General features: G+C 35.3%; 19 protein-coding genes. 5 read left to right on the top strand and 14 right to left on the bottom strand.

What is annotated here, in order from left to right:
* The gene (locus KUA55_RS01095) at window positions 1-1,083 is read right to left on the bottom strand and encodes an ABC transporter permease (protein WP_218324327.1); all 1,083 of its coding nucleotides are present in this window, start codon (window positions 1,081-1,083) and stop codon (window positions 1-3) included.
* A gap of 172 nt (window positions 1,084-1,255) precedes the next feature.
* Here KUA55_RS01095 and KUA55_RS01090 point away from each other — a divergent pair, with 172 nt between their 5' ends.
* Window positions 1,256-1,858, top strand: coding sequence for a TetR/AcrR family transcriptional regulator (locus KUA55_RS01090; protein ID WP_218324326.1), 603 nt, complete (start codon window positions 1,256-1,258; stop codon window positions 1,856-1,858).
* Window positions 1,859-1,888: 30 nt separating this feature from the next.
* Here the strand turns inward: KUA55_RS01090 and thrS are convergent, their stop codons facing one another.
* From thrS to KUA55_RS01075, 3 genes are all read right to left on the bottom strand, one after another.
* Window positions 1,889-3,802 (bottom strand): threonine--tRNA ligase, encoded by a 1,914-nt coding sequence (gene thrS, locus KUA55_RS01085; protein ID WP_218324325.1) that lies wholly within the window; start codon window positions 3,800-3,802, stop codon window positions 1,889-1,891.
* Window positions 3,803-4,375: 573 nt separating this feature from the next.
* Window positions 4,376-5,719, bottom strand: a complete 1,344-nt coding sequence (locus KUA55_RS01080) for a PFL family protein (protein ID WP_218324324.1) — start codon at window positions 5,717-5,719, stop codon at window positions 4,376-4,378.
* A 12-nt stretch (window positions 5,720-5,731) separates the two neighbouring features.
* Window positions 5,732-6,001 carry an ACT domain-containing protein gene (locus KUA55_RS01075; protein ID WP_218324323.1) on the bottom strand — a complete coding sequence of 90 codons (270 nt, stop codon included), beginning with the start codon at window positions 5,999-6,001 and terminating at the stop codon, window positions 5,732-5,734.
* 153 nt (window positions 6,002-6,154) lie between these two features.
* On the opposite strand from KUA55_RS01075, the gene KUA55_RS01070 reads away from it, so the two are divergent.
* A complete protein-coding gene (locus KUA55_RS01070; RefSeq protein ID WP_218324322.1) occupies window positions 6,155-6,883 on the top strand; it encodes an NADPH-dependent oxidoreductase in 729 nt (242 codons plus the stop codon).
* 36 nt (window positions 6,884-6,919) lie between these two features.
* Here KUA55_RS01070 and KUA55_RS01065 read toward each other — a convergent pair whose 3' ends face one another.
* From KUA55_RS01065 to KUA55_RS01030, 8 genes are all read right to left on the bottom strand, one after another.
* Entirely contained in the window at window positions 6,920-8,257 is a 1,338-nt protein-coding gene (locus KUA55_RS01065; protein ID WP_218324321.1) for a PASTA domain-containing protein, read from the bottom strand.
* Window positions 8,250-8,924 (bottom strand): ABC transporter ATP-binding protein, encoded by a 675-nt coding sequence (locus KUA55_RS01060; RefSeq protein ID WP_218324320.1) that lies wholly within the window; start codon window positions 8,922-8,924, stop codon window positions 8,250-8,252. Before KUA55_RS01060 ends, KUA55_RS01065 begins: the two co-directional genes overlap by 8 nt.
* A 12-nt stretch (window positions 8,925-8,936) precedes the next feature.
* A complete protein-coding gene (locus tag KUA55_RS01055; RefSeq protein WP_218324319.1) occupies window positions 8,937-10,406 on the bottom strand; it encodes an ABC transporter permease in 1,470 nt (489 codons plus the stop codon).
* 46 nt (window positions 10,407-10,452) lie between these two features.
* Window positions 10,453-11,121 carry an ATP-binding cassette domain-containing protein gene (locus KUA55_RS01050; protein WP_218324318.1) on the bottom strand — a complete coding sequence of 223 codons (669 nt, stop codon included), beginning with the start codon at window positions 11,119-11,121 and terminating at the stop codon, window positions 10,453-10,455.
* Window positions 11,118-12,407 (bottom strand): ABC transporter permease, encoded by a 1,290-nt coding sequence (locus tag KUA55_RS01045; RefSeq protein ID WP_218324317.1) that lies wholly within the window; start codon window positions 12,405-12,407, stop codon window positions 11,118-11,120. The genes KUA55_RS01050 and KUA55_RS01045 overlap by 4 nt, the downstream gene beginning before the upstream one ends.
* A 50-nt stretch (window positions 12,408-12,457) precedes the next feature.
* The gene (locus tag KUA55_RS01040) at window positions 12,458-13,546 is read right to left on the bottom strand and encodes a sensor histidine kinase (RefSeq protein ID WP_218324316.1); all 1,089 of its coding nucleotides are present in this window, start codon (window positions 13,544-13,546) and stop codon (window positions 12,458-12,460) included.
* Complete coding sequence (locus KUA55_RS01035; protein WP_218324315.1) at window positions 13,537-14,205, bottom strand: response regulator transcription factor; 669 nt, start codon at window positions 14,203-14,205, stop codon at window positions 13,537-13,539. Before KUA55_RS01035 ends, KUA55_RS01040 begins: the two co-directional genes overlap by 10 nt.
* Before the next feature lie 157 nt (window positions 14,206-14,362).
* Window positions 14,363-15,298 carry an NADP-dependent oxidoreductase gene (locus KUA55_RS01030; protein WP_218324314.1) on the bottom strand — a complete coding sequence of 312 codons (936 nt, stop codon included), beginning with the start codon at window positions 15,296-15,298 and terminating at the stop codon, window positions 14,363-14,365.
* A gap of 132 nt (window positions 15,299-15,430) precedes the next feature.
* Between KUA55_RS01030 and KUA55_RS01025 the strand changes: the two genes are divergently transcribed.
* Entirely contained in the window at window positions 15,431-15,904 is a 474-nt protein-coding gene (locus tag KUA55_RS01025; protein ID WP_218324313.1) for a YbaK/EbsC family protein, read from the top strand.
* Window positions 15,905-15,945: 41 nt separating this feature from the next.
* Here KUA55_RS01025 and KUA55_RS01020 read toward each other — a convergent pair whose 3' ends face one another.
* Entirely contained in the window at window positions 15,946-16,596 is a 651-nt protein-coding gene (locus KUA55_RS01020; protein WP_218324312.1) for a B3/B4 domain-containing protein, read from the bottom strand.
* Between the two features lie 81 nt (window positions 16,597-16,677).
* On the opposite strand from KUA55_RS01020, the gene KUA55_RS01015 reads away from it, so the two are divergent.
* On the top strand, window positions 16,678-17,361 hold the full coding sequence (locus KUA55_RS01015; RefSeq protein ID WP_218324311.1) for a metal-dependent hydrolase: 684 nt from the start codon (window positions 16,678-16,680) through the stop codon (window positions 17,359-17,361).
* Here the strand turns inward: KUA55_RS01015 and KUA55_RS01010 are convergent.
* Window positions 17,356-17,889: a GNAT family N-acetyltransferase gene (locus tag KUA55_RS01010; protein ID WP_218324310.1), complete on the bottom strand. Its 534-nt coding sequence runs from the start codon at window positions 17,887-17,889 to the stop codon at window positions 17,356-17,358. The two genes, KUA55_RS01015 and KUA55_RS01010, sit on opposite strands and share 6 nt — an antisense overlap.
* Before the next feature lie 82 nt (window positions 17,890-17,971).
* On the opposite strand from KUA55_RS01010, the gene KUA55_RS01005 reads away from it, so the two are divergent.
* On the top strand, window positions 17,972-18,997 hold the full coding sequence (locus KUA55_RS01005; protein WP_218324309.1) for a threonine aldolase family protein: 1,026 nt from the start codon (window positions 17,972-17,974) through the stop codon (window positions 18,995-18,997).
* The last annotated feature ends 13 nt before the right edge of the window (window positions 18,998-19,010 follow it).

The raw sequence follows: 19,010 nt of genomic DNA, 5'->3' as shown, positions 1-19,010 counted from the left end.
TTATTCTCCTCCAATGGCGGTTATTGGATCAACTTTTGTCACGGTTCTAACTGAAAATAAACCGCCTAACATTGCTACAATGACTAATATCACACTATAAATTCCCCACTGCATCCAATTGACTGTAAAAGGCATCGCAGCTGGTAAGACTAAACTCGTCAGTCCACTTAAAACAATCGCTACTACTACACCAAAGACACCGACAATTAAGGCTTGAGCTAAAATAGAACGAACCAAATATTTAGTCCCAATTCCTTGCGCCTTCATCACGCCAAAAATCGCTGTTTTTTGTAGAGTCATGACATACATAAAAATTCCGATAATGGCAGCAACAACTACAAATAAGAAGTAAATCATCGTATTTAAAGTTAAACTTTCAGCTGAAAAACCAGGTAAATTCTCGATAAAAGTCGCCAAGCTTAGTTTTTGCAATTTGGTAGCACCATTCACTTGTTGTAAACTACTTTTTCCTTTAACGGCGATTAAATTAATTGGCTTAGTTGCATCACTAGTAAATGGTTGATTGCCGTATTTTAAATTAGTAAAAGCATTTAAATTCATATAAACAACTGGAACAACTGAATAGGTGGTCGCTTTACTTATCCCAACAATTTTAAAAGTTTGACTGCTGCCAATGTTTATTTGATCACCGATTTTATAGCCATCATCAGCTAAATTTTGGGAAATGATAATTTGATTATCTTGTTGATATTTTTTTCCTTTAATTACATCTGGGACTACAAAACTATTTTTTTCCGCAGCAAAGATTGAAATATTTGTTTTTTTGCTACTGCCCTTTTCTTCAATCGCACCAGAGGTCATTCCCACCGCAGCTTTTTGATCGGCTGTGACCCGTTCCAAGTCTCCTTGGGTTAATTGGGAGGCACTGGCAATTTTGTTACTGTCTTCTGATAAAATAATTGAAGTAGCATCCCAATCGACAATCGCTTTTTTGTGGCCATCAGCTAAACCATTCGCTAAGCCTGACAACATAAAAACCACGTAGCCCACCAAAATCATAATGCCAATAATTAAACTAAAGCGCAGTTTTGAATAGCGCATTTCTTTCCAAGCTAAAAACATAAATTTCCCTCCAATTTTTAAAATGACAATTTGTCACTCGTGTTTCAAAAAAATATTTTTCTTTGATTACTTGTGCATCTTACACGCTTAGTAACAATTTGTCACCAATTCTGCCTCATCATTTTTTTCATATGTTATAATGTTTTTGACAAAGCAAAACGAGGTGAAAATAATGCCCAAATCAACATTTAAAAATTTGCCAACAGAGCGACAGGAATACATTCGAGGAATTTTATTGGATATTTTTTATGCCAAACCTTTAGGCCAAGTAAAAGTCAGCGAAATTGTCTCAGCATTAAATATGTCACGGGGAATCTTTTATAAGTATTTTGAAGATTTGAATGAAGCATATGATTATTTAATCCATTATTATGCCGGGATTGTCCATGGCGAAATTATCGGTTATATTACCCACCAAAAAAGTGACTATTTTAAAGGAATTGAAAACTTTCTATTGTCTTATGTCGATTTAGAAGAAACAGAGCCAAAATATCGACAATTGGCTCTATTAACGCAAAATAGCTACTTGTTTTCTTATCGAAGTCCGATGGCTCACGGCATGGATGCTTGGACAGCTATCTTACAAGAAAATCATTTCAATATTCAAAGTGAAGCAGAGAGTGTCAGCTTTTTATATTTTTCCATGAAGCTAGTCATCGATTCTTTAACCGATATGCTAGCAAATGATTGGAGCAAAGAAGAACTGATTCATGATTATCGTTTTAAAGCCCGCTGGCTAACAGAGGGTTTACAACAAAAAAATTCCTTGAAATGATTTTATTCATCTCAAGGAATTTTTTTCCTGTTAATAGTTGCCGCTTTTTTCAGCTGCTTGTTTTTGAACCAATTGAATAAATTCCGCTTTCGACATTTCTTCTACATCATTATTGGCATGTCCATGGCGACGTACAGCAAATTTATCACCTGAAACCTCTTTATCACCGATAACTAAACTGTAAGGAATTTTCTTCATTTCCGCATCGCGGATTTTCTTACCAAGTTTTTCATTCCGAATATCTATATCTACCCGAATACCTAATTCTTTAAATTCAGTATATAGTTTTTCAACATATTCCTGATGGGCTTCAGAAACAGAAATTAATTCCACTTGTTTTGGTGCTAACCAAACTGGGAAGGCACCGGCAAAATGTTCAATCAAGATTCCTAGGTAACGATCCAATGAACCAAACACTGCTCGGTGAATCATTACTGGACGAGCTTTTTCATTATTTTCATCCACATAATTCAAATCGAATTTTTCTGGCATTTGGAAATCCAATTGAACAGTTGCACATTGATGACTACGATTTAAGGCATCTTTGATATGAATATCAATCTTCGGACCATAAAATGCGCCATCGCCTTCATTAATTGTATATTTATAGTCTAAATCACTTAGTACTTTTCCTAGAGACGCTTCCGCTTCATTCCATAGTTCAATGTCACCCATGAAATCATCTGGACGAGTTGAAAGTTCTACCGCATATTCAAAGCCAAAGATTTTATAAACTTCATCAATAATTTTTAAAGCTAACGCAATTTCTTGTTCGATTTGATCACGACGAACAAAGATATGGGCATCATCTTGACAGAAAGTCCGAACCCGTAATAGTCCATTTAAAGCCCCGCTAAATTCATGACGGTGAACTTGACCAAATTCTGACATCCGAATTGGCAAATCACGATAAGATTTCGCACTATTTTTGAAAATTAAACAGTGTCCTGGGCAGTTCATTGGTTTCAAAGCGTAATCTTGATCATCTACTTTTGTAAAGTACATATTGTCTTTATAATGATCCCAGTGACCTGATTGTTCCCATAAACGTTGATTCATAATCAATGGTGTTTTCACTTCACGATAATCATACTTGGCTTGCAATTCTCGCAAGAAACGCTCAAGTTCGTTACGAATAATTTGACCCTTTTCTAAATAAAATGGCATCCCAGGTGCTTCTTCTGAAAACATGAATAGTTCTAATTCTTTTCCTAATTTTTGATGACTACGTTTTTCAGACTCATCTAGGAACACCAAGTAGTCCTCTAATGGTTGCGCATCAGCATAGACTGCAGCTGAGATTCTTTGCAACATTTCATTGTCTGCATTGCCTTGCCAATAAGCCCCAGAAACTTTTACTAAAGCAAAGTTTTTAGCTGCTTGTAGGTTTAAAGCCAATGGTTTTAAACTAAATATCACTACGCCTGCTAAGTCATAAACAAATACCGGAATATCATCGGCAAATTTTGCTAAATAAAATAATTGAAACTCATTATCTTTGAAGACTTCACGAGCTTCAGCGGCACTCATTTGATTGCTTTCAATTTTTCGATCACTTTTAATGATTTTTTTCATTTCTACTTCAATATCTTTTAAAGCCAAAACGCTTAGTGGTTGGGCTAAACGCATATCTAGATAAAAACCATTTTCCACTAATTCTTCTGATGCAAATTGTACTTCAGGATATAGATTTTTAACTGCCCGGGCTAAGATTAAACTACTTAAACGACGAATCGCAGCCTCGCCTTCAGGACTATTTTTTTGATAAAAAGCCACTTCACTATTTTCAACGACTGGCTGAGCTAAGTCTACCAACTCACCATCGATGCTTCCAACAATTGCTTTTGCTTTTTGTTCACGATTTATCTCCATCAAGGTAGTATCATTCACCACCATTTGTTTTTTTCCATCTTGAAAGACGATTTCGATTTCTTTGTTTGACATACTACTCAACTCCAATCTGTTATTTGTTTAAATTTATAAAAAAATACGCCCCTTTAAAAGTAAAAGGGACGTAGTTTCACACGTGTTACCACCCAAATTCCCAAAAATAAAAATTTCTGGCTCATGGTGATGTGTTAACGAACATCAAGCGGGATTTTTTAAACCCGATTCAAAGGGAGTAAGTTAAAAAATATGTTAGAAGCTTCCAGCCTTGGCTTCTTTCTCTTGCAACAGGGAATACTTTAACTCATGACCTTTTTCAACCATATCAATATAAACAAAAAACGCCCCTTAAAATATAAGGGACGTGACTAAACGTGTTACCACCCAAGTTTTCAAAGAAAAAAATTTCTTTGACTCTTGCAATACGTAGCGAGTATCAATCGGATAGTTTTCTATCAGCTCAAAGGGAGTAATCTTATTTATTCCAGAAGAAGCTTTCAGCCTTGGCTTCTCTCTCTTAGCAGTAAATAAAATAAAATCATGACCTTTTTCTTAGCAGGTTTATTTTATAAGTAAAGAATAGCCTTAAAAAAATTGAATGTCAACCACTCTTTTGAGAAATTTTTCTGTTTAATTTTTAAAAGAATGAATCGGTGCTGGAATTCTACCGCCTCGCATCACAAAATCTGCTGAACTATTTTGATTGGTTTTAATGACTGGCGCTCGTCCTAGAAGACCACCAAATTCAACCATGTCACCAATTTTTTTGCCTTTCGCAGGAATAATTCTGACTGCTGTCGTTTTATGATTAATAACACCAATAGCCGATTCATCAGCAATCATCGCTGCAATACTTTCAGCCGGTGTATCGCCAGCAATCGCAATCATATCTAACCCGACTGAACAAATTGCCGTCATAGCTTCTAGTTTTTCAATCGTTAAAGCACCTTTATTAACCGCGTCTATCATTCCAGCATCTTCAGAAACAGGAATAAATGCGCCTGACAAACCACCGACATGATTACAAGCCATCACGCCGCCTTTTTTGACTGCATCATTTAATAAAGCTAACGCCGCAGTAGTTCCATGAGTCCCAACCGTTTCTAGACCCATTTCTTCTAAAACATGAGCAACAGAATCGCCAACAGCTGGTGTAGGTGCTAAAGATAAATCAACAATTCCAAAAGGAACATTTAATCTTTCGGAGGCTACTTTTCCAACTAATTGACCCATACGGGTAATCTTAAAGGCTGTCTGTTTAATGGTTTCAGCAACGACATCAAAAGATTCTCCTTTGACTTTTTCCAGCGCGCGTTTAACCACTCCAGGTCCACTGACACCAACATTGATGACACAGTCAGCCTCACCAACACCATGAAATGCGCCAGCCATAAAAGGATTGTCTTCCACCGCATTGGCAAAAACAACCAATTTAGCACAGCCTAAATCAGATAATTCTGCCGTTTCTTTAATGATTTCACCCATTTGTCTAACAGCATCCATATTAATCCCAGCTTTTGTTGAACCAACATTGACCGAGCCACAAACAAAATCAGTTTCTGCTAACGCTTGAGGAATGGAACGAATTAAAATATCATCCCCATGTTGATAACCTTTTTCTACTAATGCTGAAAAACCACCGATGAAATCAATTCCTAAAGTTTTCGCAGCACGATCTAAAGCATGAGCATATTTTACATAGCTCGTTTCTTGTGAAGCTGCCGCAACAATCGCAATTGGCGTCACTGAGACCCGTTTATTAATAATCGGAATGCCATATTCCGCTTCGATTGCCTCACCGACTTTAACCAAATCTTTCGCCTTAGTGACAATTTTTTGGTAGATTTTTTCGCAAGCTTTATCTCCATCACTGTCGATACAATCCAAAAGAGAAATCCCCATGGTAATTGTTCGAATATCAAGATTTTCTTCTTCAATCATACGAATTGTTTCTAATATTTGATTAGTTTCCAAAGTTCTTCCTCCTTATAATTTATGCATCGTGTCAAAAATTTCTTGGTTTTGAACACTAATTTTAACTCCTAAAGCTTTGCCTAATTCCCGCAACGTTTTAGCAGTTGTTTCAAAATCTTGTGCTGCATCTTTTAATTCCAACAACATCATCATGGTAAAATAATCTCCCATGATTGTTTGCGAAACATCTAAAATGTTTACATTTAATTCAGATAATTTTTGACTTACACCCGCAATGATACCCACTTTGTCTTTACCGATTACTGTTAAAACTGCTTGCATTGTCTTCACTCCTCTAAAAATGTTGTGAACAGTATAACATAAAGATTGCACTCAGATGAAAATAAGATGAAATTTTTCATATTATTTTTTTTGAGAGATTTCGCTAGCTAGATTATTCCATTTTATTTACACTAATTAAAAAGGAGTGATTCGATGGAATTATTTGAACAAATGATTCAGCATACTTCTGTGCGGAATTTTCTTACAAAAGAAATCCCAGAGGCTGTAAAAGAAAAATTAGTGACTGCAGCTAAAAGTCCCAGCAGTTCACATTTTATCCAAGCTTATTCATTAATTGAGGTTAAAGATCCAGAAAAGTTGGTGGCAATTGAAAATATTTCAAACGCTCGAGGCTATACAGATACCGGTGCATATTATGTTTTTGTGGCAGATTTAAATAAACATGCCCAAGTTTTAAATCAAGCCAAGCAAGATTTAACACCATTAAGAACCGTTGAATCCCTCGTAGTAGCAATTGTTGATGCCACCATCGCCGCCCAAACCATGGCAACTTATGCGGAATCAATTGATTTAGGTATTTGTTACATCGGTGGCTTACGTAATGATTTATTTCGGATCAAAGAATTATTAAACCTACCCGAATTGACGTACCCGATTTTTGGTCTAACGGTCGGTTATCCCGCGAAAAAAAATGAAGTGAAGCCAAGAATTCCTTTAGCAGGAACGCTTAATATCGACAGCTATCAAAAATTGACCCCAGAAACTTTGACAAAATACGATGAAATCATGGCATCTTATTATGCCAACCGCAGTTCTAATCAACAAAATGGCAATTGGTCAGACACCATCTTGCAACATTTTCATCAAATTTTACGTCCTGATACAAGCGAGTTTTTGAAAGAACAAGGTTTTCGACTATAAAAATCAGCGTTTCCTATCAAACAGGAAACGCTGATTTTAATCTTCGGTAGGTTGTTCTTTCTGGTTATTAGGAATACTGGTAGAAGCCGACCCAAGGTTGCCTAAGCTAATATCAATCGAGACAGTATAATTTAGGGGTAGAAAAATATTATGAACACTCATCCCAACAACCGTTCCTTTTGGTTGATCAGAATCTACTTGTCGAATTGTATAGTTAATATTGACACCTTTAGAGTTAAACTCATCATAAAAATACTTTTGCAAATCCCCTTCTACATAAGAACCTCTTAAATCTTTTAGATAGGGTTGACCAAGAGAGTACACAGCTTCAACCCTCAAATCATTTTTAGCATTTAAAACTGTACCTGCTGGAACACTCTGTGAAACTAACTGCCCATAAGGTAAATTATCTGTATAAATTCCTCTTGCCTGAACTTGCACTCCGTCTATTGCATTTGCAGCATCTTCCATACTAAAATCAGAAAAATTTGGTATCACATAGCCCTTACCTAAAGAAACTACCACTGTCATTTCATCTTTTTTAGCAATTTTTTCATCTTTAGCCAAACTTTGAGAAATAACACTATCTACAGGTAGATCATTAGAAGTTGTTTCTTCATAAGTCATATTAATCTCATTATTTTTCGCCCAAGTTTCTACTTCATTTCTAGTTTGTCTGACAAAATTCGGTACGGAGATATCTTTTTTATAAGTTTCTTTCCCCTTAGAATAAAACACTTTTGCTGCATCCTTACGGCGATATTTCTTTTCCGAAACGTCAGAGTTTGCAATTTCAAATTTGAGAAATTTTCCTTTTTCAGCTGTATCACTATACTCTTCAATTAACGAAAGGTTCGTTGCTTTGTTTTCCTCAATCCATTTTTCTGCCAACGGCTTACTTAATTTGGAAAAATCTGGTAATTCTAATTGTTGGTTTGGATTAGGGCCTTTACTAATGTTTAATCGAATAGTTGTGCCTTTCTTTACCCTTCTACCAGCTTGATTGGACTGAGACATAACTACGTTCGCTTCTTTTTTTAATGAAAATTCTTGTTTAGTAGAAACTTTCAATTTATTTTTTGTTGCCCATAAGCGGGCGTCTGACAAAGATTTATCTGTAAAATCAGGCATCTTCACATGACTCATCTGATAATAAATGACAAAACAACCTATCACAGCTAATAAGGCAGCAACAATTATTCTGCGTTTTTTTCTTTTTTGCTTATCTTGATAAGTATCGTCAATTTCAGTTATTTCATTTTTTGAACGTTTATTATCTTTTTTTTCTGGCACTTTTTTTTCTTCTATTTCCTTGGATTGTTCTTCGCTTTTTTTATAATTAGGGCCATTAAAATTTGAAAGGAAATCACTCATAATGAACCAACTCGCCTTGTTTTAAAAAGAAAGTTTTATCTGATTGCTGCGCGATTTCTTTCGAATGAGTTACTACGATTACGCATTTGTTATGAGTAACGGCCAAATCTTTAAAAATATTGACAATTTCTTGTTCCATTTCTTGATCTAAATTTCCAGTTGGTTCGTCAGCTAAAATAATGTCAACATTTGTTGATAAGGCTCGAGCAATTGCCACTCGTTGTTGCTCTCCCCCTGAAAGTTGTGTCACTACGCGATCAGCTTTATTTTTATTGATACCAATATAATCTAGTAAATTGTAAGCAACTTCTTGATGATTTTTTGGTAAGGAATTATCTGTAATCGTCATAGCTACTAACACATTTTCCAGCGCTGTTAAATAAGGAACTAAATTGTAATTTTGAAAAATTATGCTTACATCATCTCGTCGGTATTTTCCGTATCCAATTGTTTGAATATCAGTTCCTTGGTATAGAATTTCACCGGATTTTGGTTCATCTAAGGCACTTATCAATGACAGAAAAGTGGTCTTACCTGATCCAGAATCACCTAAAATTGTATAAAACTGGCCTTTTTCAAAGCTAACAGAAGTATCATTTAAAATAATTCGTTTTTGGTCACCATCTTGATAAAAATAATAAATATTTTTTGCTTTTAAGATTGTCATAAATTTCTCCTCCTACATCATAATTTTCTTAGGATTTAAGCGCATTACATAAGTCAACGGCAAAATCGCTGATAATAAGACCGTTGAAATTCCTGAAATTAAAAAAGTAACGATGTAAGACAACGAAAATTTGACTTGGTAGTTATTAATTACATCTTCTGTGCTAAGACTAGCACCTAGACTTGAACTCCCAGAAATGAATAATTGATTTCCTGCAGCTTGTTGTAATTCCGTTAATGCATCACTGGCGACTAATGACTCAGAAATTAATTTACCTAACATATTTCCGGTAATTAAAGACAAACACATGGCTACCAAACTAATGAATAAAAGCTCTAAAACAACCTGTTGCATGATGTGTTTTCTACGTTCCCCTAAGGATAAATAAATGCCCCATTCATGTTTTCGATCTCTCATAAAAAGTACAACGACTAAAGAAATAATCAATAAAGAAGCAATAATCGACAATATAACTACATAACCAGAAATTGTTGAAAGTTTTTGAACACTGCCACCAACCTTATCAAACTCATCAGTTGAAGCAGTTGCTTTATAACCTTCTGGTAACAAAGCTGTCATTTCTTCTTTGAAAGCTTCAACATCATCAGGCGATTTCAAATTATAGATTGGTGTGATCTGTTGCTGGACTTCCTCATCTTTATAAGCATCAGGATCAAGTTCTTTTCCTTTTTCAATTTCTTGTTGGTTAATTGAACGTACCAATTTATTAGACATATAAATTGTATTGAACTGATCCATTTCTAAAAACTGTTGCTGGATGCCACCTTTTTTTTCATCACTTTTCTTTTTATCTAAAGTGATTGGTTCAAACAAGCCCACAATTTCTATCGAATGTTTCAGCGCTTCTTGAGATTCACTTGTCCCGTCAGCATTCTGAGAAACCATTTTTGTATCAATCACCATTTGATCTCCGATACCCAAACCATTCTCATCAGCAACTTTTTTTGAAATAACCGCTACTGCTTTACCATTTTTGATTTCATCCTTAGACACTAACCGACCTTCAACTAACTTAATTTTTTTATTTTTGAAATCAGCAGCTTCACTTCTATTACTTCCTTTCAAGTTTAAAGAAGCAATATCGCCATTTACACTGACATTATCATTTTTCATTTGATATGTTTTAAATTTATCAACAGTTAAATAACCTGAATAACTATAATCATAGTCTTTCACATACGAAGAGGATCCAATTTGTTTGATTGTTTCTTCTTTCAAAGGAGCAGGACCAGTGAACGAAGCGGTACCATCACCTTCCTCCATTAATTTATCGATGTCCATTTCTGCACTCACTGTGGCTCCTAATTGTTGTTTCATTTTCTTTTCCACATTTCCAGTTGATTGTTGAATTGCAATTGCACCGGCAATGACATTTCCTAAGACAAAAACAACAGTAAATAGAATGAAAGATTTTCCTTTTCTGCGACTGACACTATACCATGCTCGTTTCAAATAGTTCATTTTTGATCCTTTCAATCAAAGAACAACGATTTTTCATCTCCCCGATTTATCTTGGCTGCTCTTTAATAAATAATAGTTTTCCCCCATTCAAGCCCCACAATTCATCGGCAAATTTTATTGCATTATTTGACTGACTAACTATCACCAGACATTTATCATTTCTTCGACAGAAATCTGCTATTTTACGCACTATCATTTCCTCGTCTAACTCTGAAAATAATTGGCTAGGATCATCTAATAAAATCAATTTAGCTCGACTGACTAAAATTTTGGCTAAATACACCATCTGTCGTTCTTTTTTTGTTAGCTTTTTAATGTTTGTTTTTATTTTTTTATCTGTTAATCCAGCAATTTGTAAACTATTGATTAATTCATCCGTTCGATTTGGTTGCTTGCTTAAGAGCATTTCAAGTTCTAAATTCGCTAACGCACTATCATTCACCAAGTTTCCATTTTGAAAAAGACAACAAATTTTTTCTGCTCGAAAATCATCCTGATTAGTCAAACTAAGATCTTCTCCATCGACTAGAATTTTCCCTTCAGTGCAACGGACTAGTCCGGCTAGAATTGATAATAATGTCGTTTTACCTGTCTGTTTCTTTCCCAAAATAAAATAGATTTTTCCTGTCAAAAATTCACCGTTTATTTGATCTAAAATTTTTTCTGTTGAATTTTTAGGGCAATAGCTTACATTTTCTAATACGAGTTGTTTCATGATTTCATCAGCCTCCTTGATTGATAAGAATAGCTGCTATATATATAACTTAAGCGTCCTGTTAAAGCTGAAGTAATTACCATGAAACCAATTAAATAAGGGACTAGAATAATTAAGCTTCCCACAAAAAGTTTTTGAACCACAGCTGAATTAAAAATCGGTTGTTTTAATGACAGCAAGGGCAGATAATCTCGGGTAGTTTGTTGTAAGCGACTAAACCAATCCTTTGTCACTTCAATCGTTAACAAATTGGTTAATATACACGCACTTAACCAGCAAATAATCACGATTAAAACAATCTCCAAAATATTGCTAAGGATCAAATAGCTTTGACGCAGCCCCATTAAATGTAGACTGAATAAATCGGATTGGCGCTTTTTAAAAAAGTAATAATAAAACAAACTAAGTAAAAATAAATTCAAAATACCGCTGGCAATCACACCATTTAGCAACATTTCTTTTTGATTCAGAAATACCTCGTAGACTTGAACAAAACTCTGATCCTTATATACCCGGTAATGATTAAACGAAGAAATTTTATGGAGCTCTTTTTTTAAAGCTCCTAGTTTCTTACTAGACGTTAGCTGGATGCTTATAGTACTAAAATTATTATCTTGAGGAACATTTAAAGACTGGTTGGTTATTGGGTTAATAAAAATTGAGCTGTAAAATGCTTGTGCTGCGCTGTTTTTTTTCGGGTTAGCAATTCCAACAATTTTTAATTTTTGCCTTTGATTCGTTTCTCCAACACTTAGTTCATCAAATAATTTTAGTTGATTTTCTTCGGCAAACTGTTTAGTGACTAAACACGTTTTTACCTCTGAAGGTAGACCACCCTTGATTGACCAGTTCTGACTAAAATATTTTTTTAGTGCCTCATCAGATAAAATAGTTACTCCCATGGTAGGAAATTCAGAAGTTTCAAATAAATCAGTATCAGATACAATAGCTCCTTCTGTTTTTGTGATCTTTTCACTAGTCTGCAGTCCATCCATTTCTAAAGAAATGTAACCAATCATATTGATTTCTTTCACATACGGAAGTGCTTTGATTGCTTGAAGATCTTCTGCCGTCAAATTTTCTACCTGCTCTTCTTTAAAACTGGGTTCTACAGTCACAACTGTTGCCGTTTGCTTTTGCATTTCGGATAAAGAATAATCAGCAACTTTATAGAGTTGCAATAAAAAACAAAACAAAAAAATTAAACAAAAAAATAGTGCAGCAATCATAGAATCATGCCATTTATTGCGCCTAAAATTCAATAACGCCTGTTTGATGATAATCATCATTTTTCCTCCTACAATAGGATAGTAGCAAATCAAATGTTAATTCTATGTTAACTCTCACTAGGGAATGTTAAATAAAAAACTGACCCTTGATTTTCTTCACTTTCTAGATAAACGAAGCCACGACATAAATTACAAACATGCATAACAACAGATAAACCAATGCCGTAACCGTCTTGTTTCAATCCCCGAACCCGATAATTATGAGAAAAAATTTCGGATTGTTTTCTCTCTGGAATACCGCAACCTTGGTCCTTAACTTTTACGATGATACTTTCTTTTAACTTTTCAACGACGACTTCGATTGGCTTACCTTGACCATACTTAATCGCATTATCAACTAAATTGGAAATAGCACGATAAATCCAACGGTCCTTACCATAAATCATCGTTGTAGCTTCTTCATCAAACCTAAAATATAATTGAGGGTAATGTTTTTGGTAAAGATCACACACTTCTGCACAAATTAATGCCACGTCTACTTTTTCCTCTGTTAAGTCTCCTTGATTATTTGACAGTGTTAAAATATCATCGATACTATCAGTTAAGCGGTCTAAAACCTGCAGATTCGTTTGTCCTGCACTTTCCAGTTCGATGTTATTCCTCAAAACAGCGATTGCATTTTTCTGTTCGTGAGTTAAATAGCTATTTAATCGTTTATAATCACTTAGATGACCGTCAAATTTTTGCTTTATTGTTCCGAATGCATTAGCTACGGCTTGATCTTTTATCGTTTCGATTGATAAGTCCTCAATGAAGTTCATGTCATGAGTAATTGCTAAAATTTGTTTATTATAGATTTTTCGCAAAACCGCCCACAAAAGAAAGGTCAAGAGTAAAATCACGCTACAAACCACTAAAGCAATCGATGGTAAATATTTAAAATACTCATTCATATAGATACTATCTAATCGATCACTGCTGACTGCAAATTGAGAAATATTTTGTCCTTCAGAAGCTGAAGTAATTTCAATTTTGGCATCTTGGATATTTTCTACAAAAAAATTGTCCCCTAAAGAATCAGCGACATTCATTTGTAAAATATTGGTTCGTACAAGAAAAAAACTGCTAATTAAAACAGCAGTAACTAACAACGAAAAAGTCACCATTACAACTGTCATTTTGAAATTTAGTCGCATATTTGATACCCCTTTGATCGAATATTTTTTAATAATTCTCTGTCAGCTGCATCTGCCAATTTTTTCTTCAAACGAGCCATGTGAACACGTAAAACTGATGAAGAAGGGTCGAAATCATCATCATAAACATGTTCAGCAATCTTTGCGATAGGGACAATCGCTGGATAGTTTTCAACAATGCACAATAAAATATCGTATTCTTTTGGCTTTAGTGAGATGACTTTTTGGTCATATATGACTTGGCGGCAGACTGGATTCACTACTAATTTTCCAATCGTAATTTGGGGTGTCGTTCGACCATGAAACCGACGAATAATTGCCCTTAATCTAGCATTCAATTCTAACAAGTCAAATGGTTTTACTAAATAATCATCTGCCCCAAAATCTAAACCTTTCGCCCGTTCTTGAATTTCATCTCGTGCGGTAATAATTATTATTGGTGTTTCAACTTTTGATTGTCTTAAAAAAGACAAAATCTCCAAGCCATCCTTATCTGGCAAATTTAAATCTAATAAAATTGCATCATATGAATTAACAAAAGCTTTTTCTTCCCCAGTTATTCCAGTGTATGCAAGATCGACTGAGATTTTTTCCTGCTCCAATCCAGCTTTCATGCTAGTTGACAATTCTTGATTATCTTCAATTATTAACACTCGCATAACAATATCTCCTTTTTTCTTATTCCTTTCTAAGATAGTATAAAAACTTTGGCTTTGTCTACGGCTATTTTTTGAAGAAATTATGAAGCTGAGCAAGCGTTTATTTTTTAAAATAAAAAAAGCAACCTCTCAAAAAAAGAGAGAGGTTGCTTTTTTTCTACTTCACAATGACAATTTTTCCTTTAGCATGATGGCTTTCACTCATCAAATGGGCTTCTCGTATCCCAGCCGCAGTTAATGGAAATTTTGCGCCAATTACACTGCGTACTTTGCCGGCAGTCATCAAATCAGCAATTTCTTGAAGTTGTTGTCCATTGGGATTCAACCAAATACTTTTTGCCAATAAAATGTCTTGCGCCAATGATAAATCCGGTTGGCTGACGATTGAAATCAGACGTCCTGTTTGATTTAAAACTTTAAAACTTTTTTCTTGAATTTCGCCACCCATTGTATCGAAAACCAAATCAACATTCTGCAATTCTTCAGAAAAATCAGTAGTTCGATAATCAATTACTTCATCGGCGCCTAATTCTTTTAATAAATTGATGTTACTGGCACTAGCAGTTGTGATTACTTTTGCGCCAGCATTTTTCGCTAATTGAATTGCATAAGTACCCACACCACCAGCACCGGCGTGAATCAAAACAGTTTCACCAGCTTTTAGATGTCCATGAGTAAATAATGCTTGATAAGCAGTTAATCCTGCCAAAGGAACAGCTGCCGCCTCATCAAAACCAACATTTTCAGGTTTTTTAGCCAATAGATGATCGTCAACAATAACATCTTCTGCGTAAGTGCCGAAGCGAGTCGTTTCTGGTCTAGCAAAAACGGCATCACCAATTTTCCAATCGGTTACTTCACTACCAACTGCTTCGATAATTCCAGCAACGTCCCAACCTAAAATAATTGGAAATTCCCATTCAAACATTTGAGCCAAAAATCCTTCACGTAATTTCCAATCGATGGGGTTGATCGATGTGGCTTTCGTTTTAATTAAAACTTGATGTTCTTTTAAATCTGGTAAAAGGACTTTTCCTTCCACCAGTTGATCTGCATGTCCATATTGATTAATTATGATTCCTCGTGTTTCCATCAGGCATCCCTCCAGAAAAGTATTATAATATTTTTAGCAAAAAGTCGTTACGATTTTGTCTCTTTTTTATTAAAAAGACTTAAATTTCTCGTCAATTAATGCTATGCTTGCTAGAAAAAATGGAGGGATTTTATGTCATTAGAAAAAGTTCAATCATATTTTTCCGAATTTGGTCGCGAAGAAGATATTATTGTCTTAAATGAATCTTCAGCTACCGTCGCTTTAGCAGCACAGGCATTAGGAACCAAACCGGAGCAAATTGCTAAGACCTTATCTTTTAAGCGAAAGAATCAAGACCGAGTGATTTTATTGGTCACTGCTGGTGATGCAAAGATCGACAATCAAAAATTTAAAAGCATTTTTCAAGAGAAAGCTTTTATGTTGAAGCCTGACGAGGTGGATACAAGAGTTGGTCATCCGGTCGGTGGTGTCTGTCCTTTTGCGGTTAATCCAGAGGTAGATATTTATTTAGATGAATCGTTGAAACGCTTTGATTATGTTTATCCTGCTTGTGGTAGTGGCAATAGCGCCATTAAGCTAACAGTTCCTGAGTTAGAAGAATATACCGATTTTCAAACTTGGATTGATGTTTGTAAAAATTGGTAAAAAAATGCGAGCTGGGAGAAAAACTCTCCCGCTCGTATTTTTTAAACTATTCCTTGTTCAATCACATGACCCTCAGTTAAATAAGCTTCTAAAACTTCTTTGATTTCTTTTTGTATGGTAGCGAAGTCATCCGCTAAAAAATGATAACCGATCACGATCGCTTCCGATGTATCTTCACCAATCATTCCCCGCGTTGAATCTGCTGTTGGACTGCCAAACGGTCCCGATTCGTCGGTTAATACCATTAAATTTTCAATATTGACTGAAGCTTTACCGATTCCTGGATAAGTTTCACCAGCTTCACCCACCGTTAAAGTAATTGGTGATTGGATTTTTGTTACATCGTAAGAACCAAAAGGGATTCTATATTTCAGTGAAAAAAAATTATTTAAATCTACTAAATCATTGATTTGATACAAGCCCTTTTGCTGGGCTACGCGACGCCACAAACTATCTGAAGACGGTCGAAAACGTGCCGGATCTTTCCCTAATGCGCGATAAACCTTTTTAGTGGCGATGATTTGCGGATCCTCTTTAATCTGACCAACGCCCCCAGTCTCTAATTGTTGAAACAGAGGATTTAATAGTTCTTGCCACAATTTTTCTTGGTGATCTTGATTTTTAAAAGAAACTAAGTGATAACTTAAAGTGACACCTAATTCCTTTAATGTTGGACTGACGATTAATTCCATAAAACACCTCTTCTTTTTAAAGGGATCTTAATAGTTTATTTTCCTATCTAAAAGTATAATAAAAAAAAGGAGGTTTTTCTATTGAAAATTACCTATCACGGACATTCGGTTTTATCAGTGGTTACTGACGACGGCACAAAACTATTATTTGACCCTTTTATTAACGGTAATTCCCTCACTGATTTGGAAGCCAGTAAAGTAGAGACAGATTATATTTTGATTACACATGGGCACAACGATCATATTGGTGACATGGTAGAAATTGCCAAAAATAATGATGCGACAATTATTGCTCAACCAGAAATTTTACATTTTGCAGCGACACAAGGTGCTGAAAAAGGGCATCCTATGAACCTTGGTGGGAAGTTCGATTTTCCTTTTGGTCGGGTGAAAATGATGCACGCTCAACATAGTTCTGGCTACGAATTTGAAGGTAAAATGCTTTATATGGGTGATCCAGCTGGTTTTATTTTGCAAAGTAATGGCAAAACGATTTATCATGCTGGCGATACTTCAAATTTTGGTGACATGGAATTATTTGGTAAAGCCTTTGAAATCGATGTAGCTTTCTTGCCAATCGGTGATAATTTCACGATGGGACCACAAGAAGCAGCTAGTGCAGCCAAACGACTAAAAGCTAAAAAAGTCGTCCCGATTCATTACAATACTTTTCCTTTAATCAAACAAGATCCCGACAAATTTGTAGAACTATTACCAGATGGTATTGGTCAAGTAATGGCGGTCGGTGAATCAATCCAACTATAAAGCTGAGGCATCTCTATTATGAGGTGTCTTTTTGTATCCAAACAAATAATGGGGCATTTCAAGCCCGCGATAATATTTGACCATTCTTTTTTTAATAATAAAACCACAGCGAATCGCGACGTTCATGGAGGCAATGTTGATATCTCTTGTGGTAATAATTAATTCCGTATAATTTGTTTCTAGCCACGTCCAATCTCGAACCGCTAGAGCGGCTTCTGTAGCGTAGCCTTGATGCCAAAATTTTTGTGCCAAATGATAACTAATTTCGGGGAAAAATTCTCCGTCAATTTCTTGTAAAATCAAACCGCATTCGCCAATAATTTCACCAGTTTCTTTCAATTCCAATGCCCATAAGCCAAAACCATTTTCAGCATAGGATTTTACATTCCAAGCTAACCAATTGGTTACTTCTTCATCAGAAAAAGCATGTTCATAAGCGGACATCACTTCAGCATCCTGCAAAAATTTATTCAAAAGGATTTGGTCTCCGTCACGCCACTCTCTAAATATTAATCGTTTTGTTTCCAAACTAAAAAACTCCCCTTGATAATAGATTTATTTATGGGATAATTTTATCAGAAAGATGCTTCATTAGACTAGGAGGAATTAGATGTTAAATTTTGAGAGCGATTACTTAGAAGGGGCCCATGAAAAAATCTTGGCTAACTTGGTGGCAACTAACGAGGAAAAATTAACTGGTTATGGAAATGATATTTATTGTCAAAATGCCCGTCAAAAAATTCAAGCAGCTTGTGAAAAACCAGATGCCCATATTTATTTTATTTCTGGTGGTACGCAAACCAATGCTTTAGTGATTGCTTCGATGCTAAATAAAACAGAAGGTGTGCTGGCAGCTGAAACCGGACATATCACTACTCACGAAACTGGAGCGATTGAATTTACCGGTCACAAAGTATTGACTTTACCGCAAAAAGTTGGCAAAATCTCAGCCACTGACGTGAAGCAATATATGAAAAATTATTGGAATGATGGCAACCGTGATTTTGCGGTGCAACCTGGCATGGTTTATATTTCTCAACCAACTGAATATGGGACGATTTATTCTAAAAAAGAATTAACGGACATCAGCGCCGTTTGTGATGAATATAAAATTCCTTTGTTTGTTGACGGGGCTCGTTTAGGTTACGCCTTGGCAAGTTCAGAAAATGATGTAACTTTAGCAGAATTAGCTGATTTAGTAGATGTTTTTTACATTGGCGGTACAAAAGTTGGTGCCTTATTAGGAGAAGCCATCGTCTTCACTAAGAATAATACCCCAGCTCATTTTGTTCCAAATATGAAACAGCAAGGCGCCTTATTAGCTAAAGGACGTGTATTAGGGATTCAATTTGATACTTTATTTACCGATAATCTATATTTTGAAATCAGTAAAAATGCAATTGAGTTAGCCGATTTATTAAAAGCTGGCCTAAAAGAAAAAGGCTATCAATTTTATCTAGATTCCCCAACAAATCAACAATTCATTATTTTGGAAAACAAGAAAATGGAAAAATTAAAAGAACAAGTTGCTTTTGGTTTCTGGGAAATCTTTGACGATAGTCACACAGTAATTCGTTTTGCTACGAGCTGGGCAACTAAAAGAGCAGATATTGAAGCCTTATTGGCGATTATGTAAAGAGTTTTTTATA

Source organism: Enterococcus alishanensis (assembly GCF_019218635.1).
Classification (GTDB): domain Bacteria; phylum Bacillota; class Bacilli; order Lactobacillales; family Enterococcaceae; genus Enterococcus_A; species Enterococcus_A alishanensis.
This window is presented reverse-complemented; position numbering and strand designations above follow the sequence as displayed.

What these genes read in the sequence shown, in the direction of transcription:
- KUA55_RS01065 (WP_218324321.1), bottom strand. Translation starts at nt 8,257, where the DNA reads ATGAGTGATTTCCTTTCAAATTTTAATGGCCCTAATTATAAAAAAAGC.
- KUA55_RS01055 (WP_218324319.1), bottom strand. Translation starts at nt 10,406, where the DNA reads ATGAACTATTTGAAACGAGCATGGTATAGTGTCAGTCGCAGAAAAGGA.
- KUA55_RS01035 (WP_218324315.1), bottom strand. Translation starts at nt 14,205, where the DNA reads ATGCGAGTGTTAATAATTGAAGATAATCAAGAATTGTCAACTAGCATG.
- KUA55_RS01040 (WP_218324316.1), bottom strand. Translation starts at nt 13,546, where the DNA reads ATGCGACTAAATTTCAAAATGACAGTTGTAATGGTGACTTTTTCGTTG.
- thrS (WP_218324325.1), bottom strand. Translation starts at nt 3,802, where the DNA reads ATGTCAAACAAAGAAATCGAAATCGTCTTTCAAGATGGAAAAAAACAA.
- KUA55_RS01030 (WP_218324314.1), bottom strand. Translation starts at nt 15,298, where the DNA reads ATGGAAACACGAGGAATCATAATTAATCAATATGGACATGCAGATCAA.
- KUA55_RS01060 (WP_218324320.1), bottom strand. Translation starts at nt 8,924, where the DNA reads ATGACAATCTTAAAAGCAAAAAATATTTATTATTTTTATCAAGATGGT.
- KUA55_RS01095 (WP_218324327.1), bottom strand. Translation starts at nt 1,083, where the DNA reads ATGTTTTTAGCTTGGAAAGAAATGCGCTATTCAAAACTGCGCTTTAGT.
- KUA55_RS01020 (WP_218324312.1), bottom strand. Translation starts at nt 16,596, where the DNA reads ATGGAATTAATCGTCAGTCCAACATTAAAGGAATTAGGTGTCACTTTA.
- KUA55_RS01025 (WP_218324313.1), top strand. Translation starts at nt 15,431, where the DNA reads ATGTCATTAGAAAAAGTTCAATCATATTTTTCCGAATTTGGTCGCGAA.
- KUA55_RS01045 (WP_218324317.1), bottom strand. Translation starts at nt 12,407, where the DNA reads ATGATTATCATCAAACAGGCGTTATTGAATTTTAGGCGCAATAAATGG.
- KUA55_RS01005 (WP_218324309.1), top strand. Translation starts at nt 17,972, where the DNA reads ATGTTAAATTTTGAGAGCGATTACTTAGAAGGGGCCCATGAAAAAATC.
- KUA55_RS01090 (WP_218324326.1), top strand. Translation starts at nt 1,256, where the DNA reads ATGCCCAAATCAACATTTAAAAATTTGCCAACAGAGCGACAGGAATAC.
- KUA55_RS01070 (WP_218324322.1), top strand. Translation starts at nt 6,155, where the DNA reads ATGGAATTATTTGAACAAATGATTCAGCATACTTCTGTGCGGAATTTT.
- KUA55_RS01050 (WP_218324318.1), bottom strand. Translation starts at nt 11,121, where the DNA reads ATGAAACAACTCGTATTAGAAAATGTAAGCTATTGCCCTAAAAATTCA.
- KUA55_RS01075 (WP_218324323.1), bottom strand. Translation starts at nt 6,001, where the DNA reads ATGCAAGCAGTTTTAACAGTAATCGGTAAAGACAAAGTGGGTATCATT.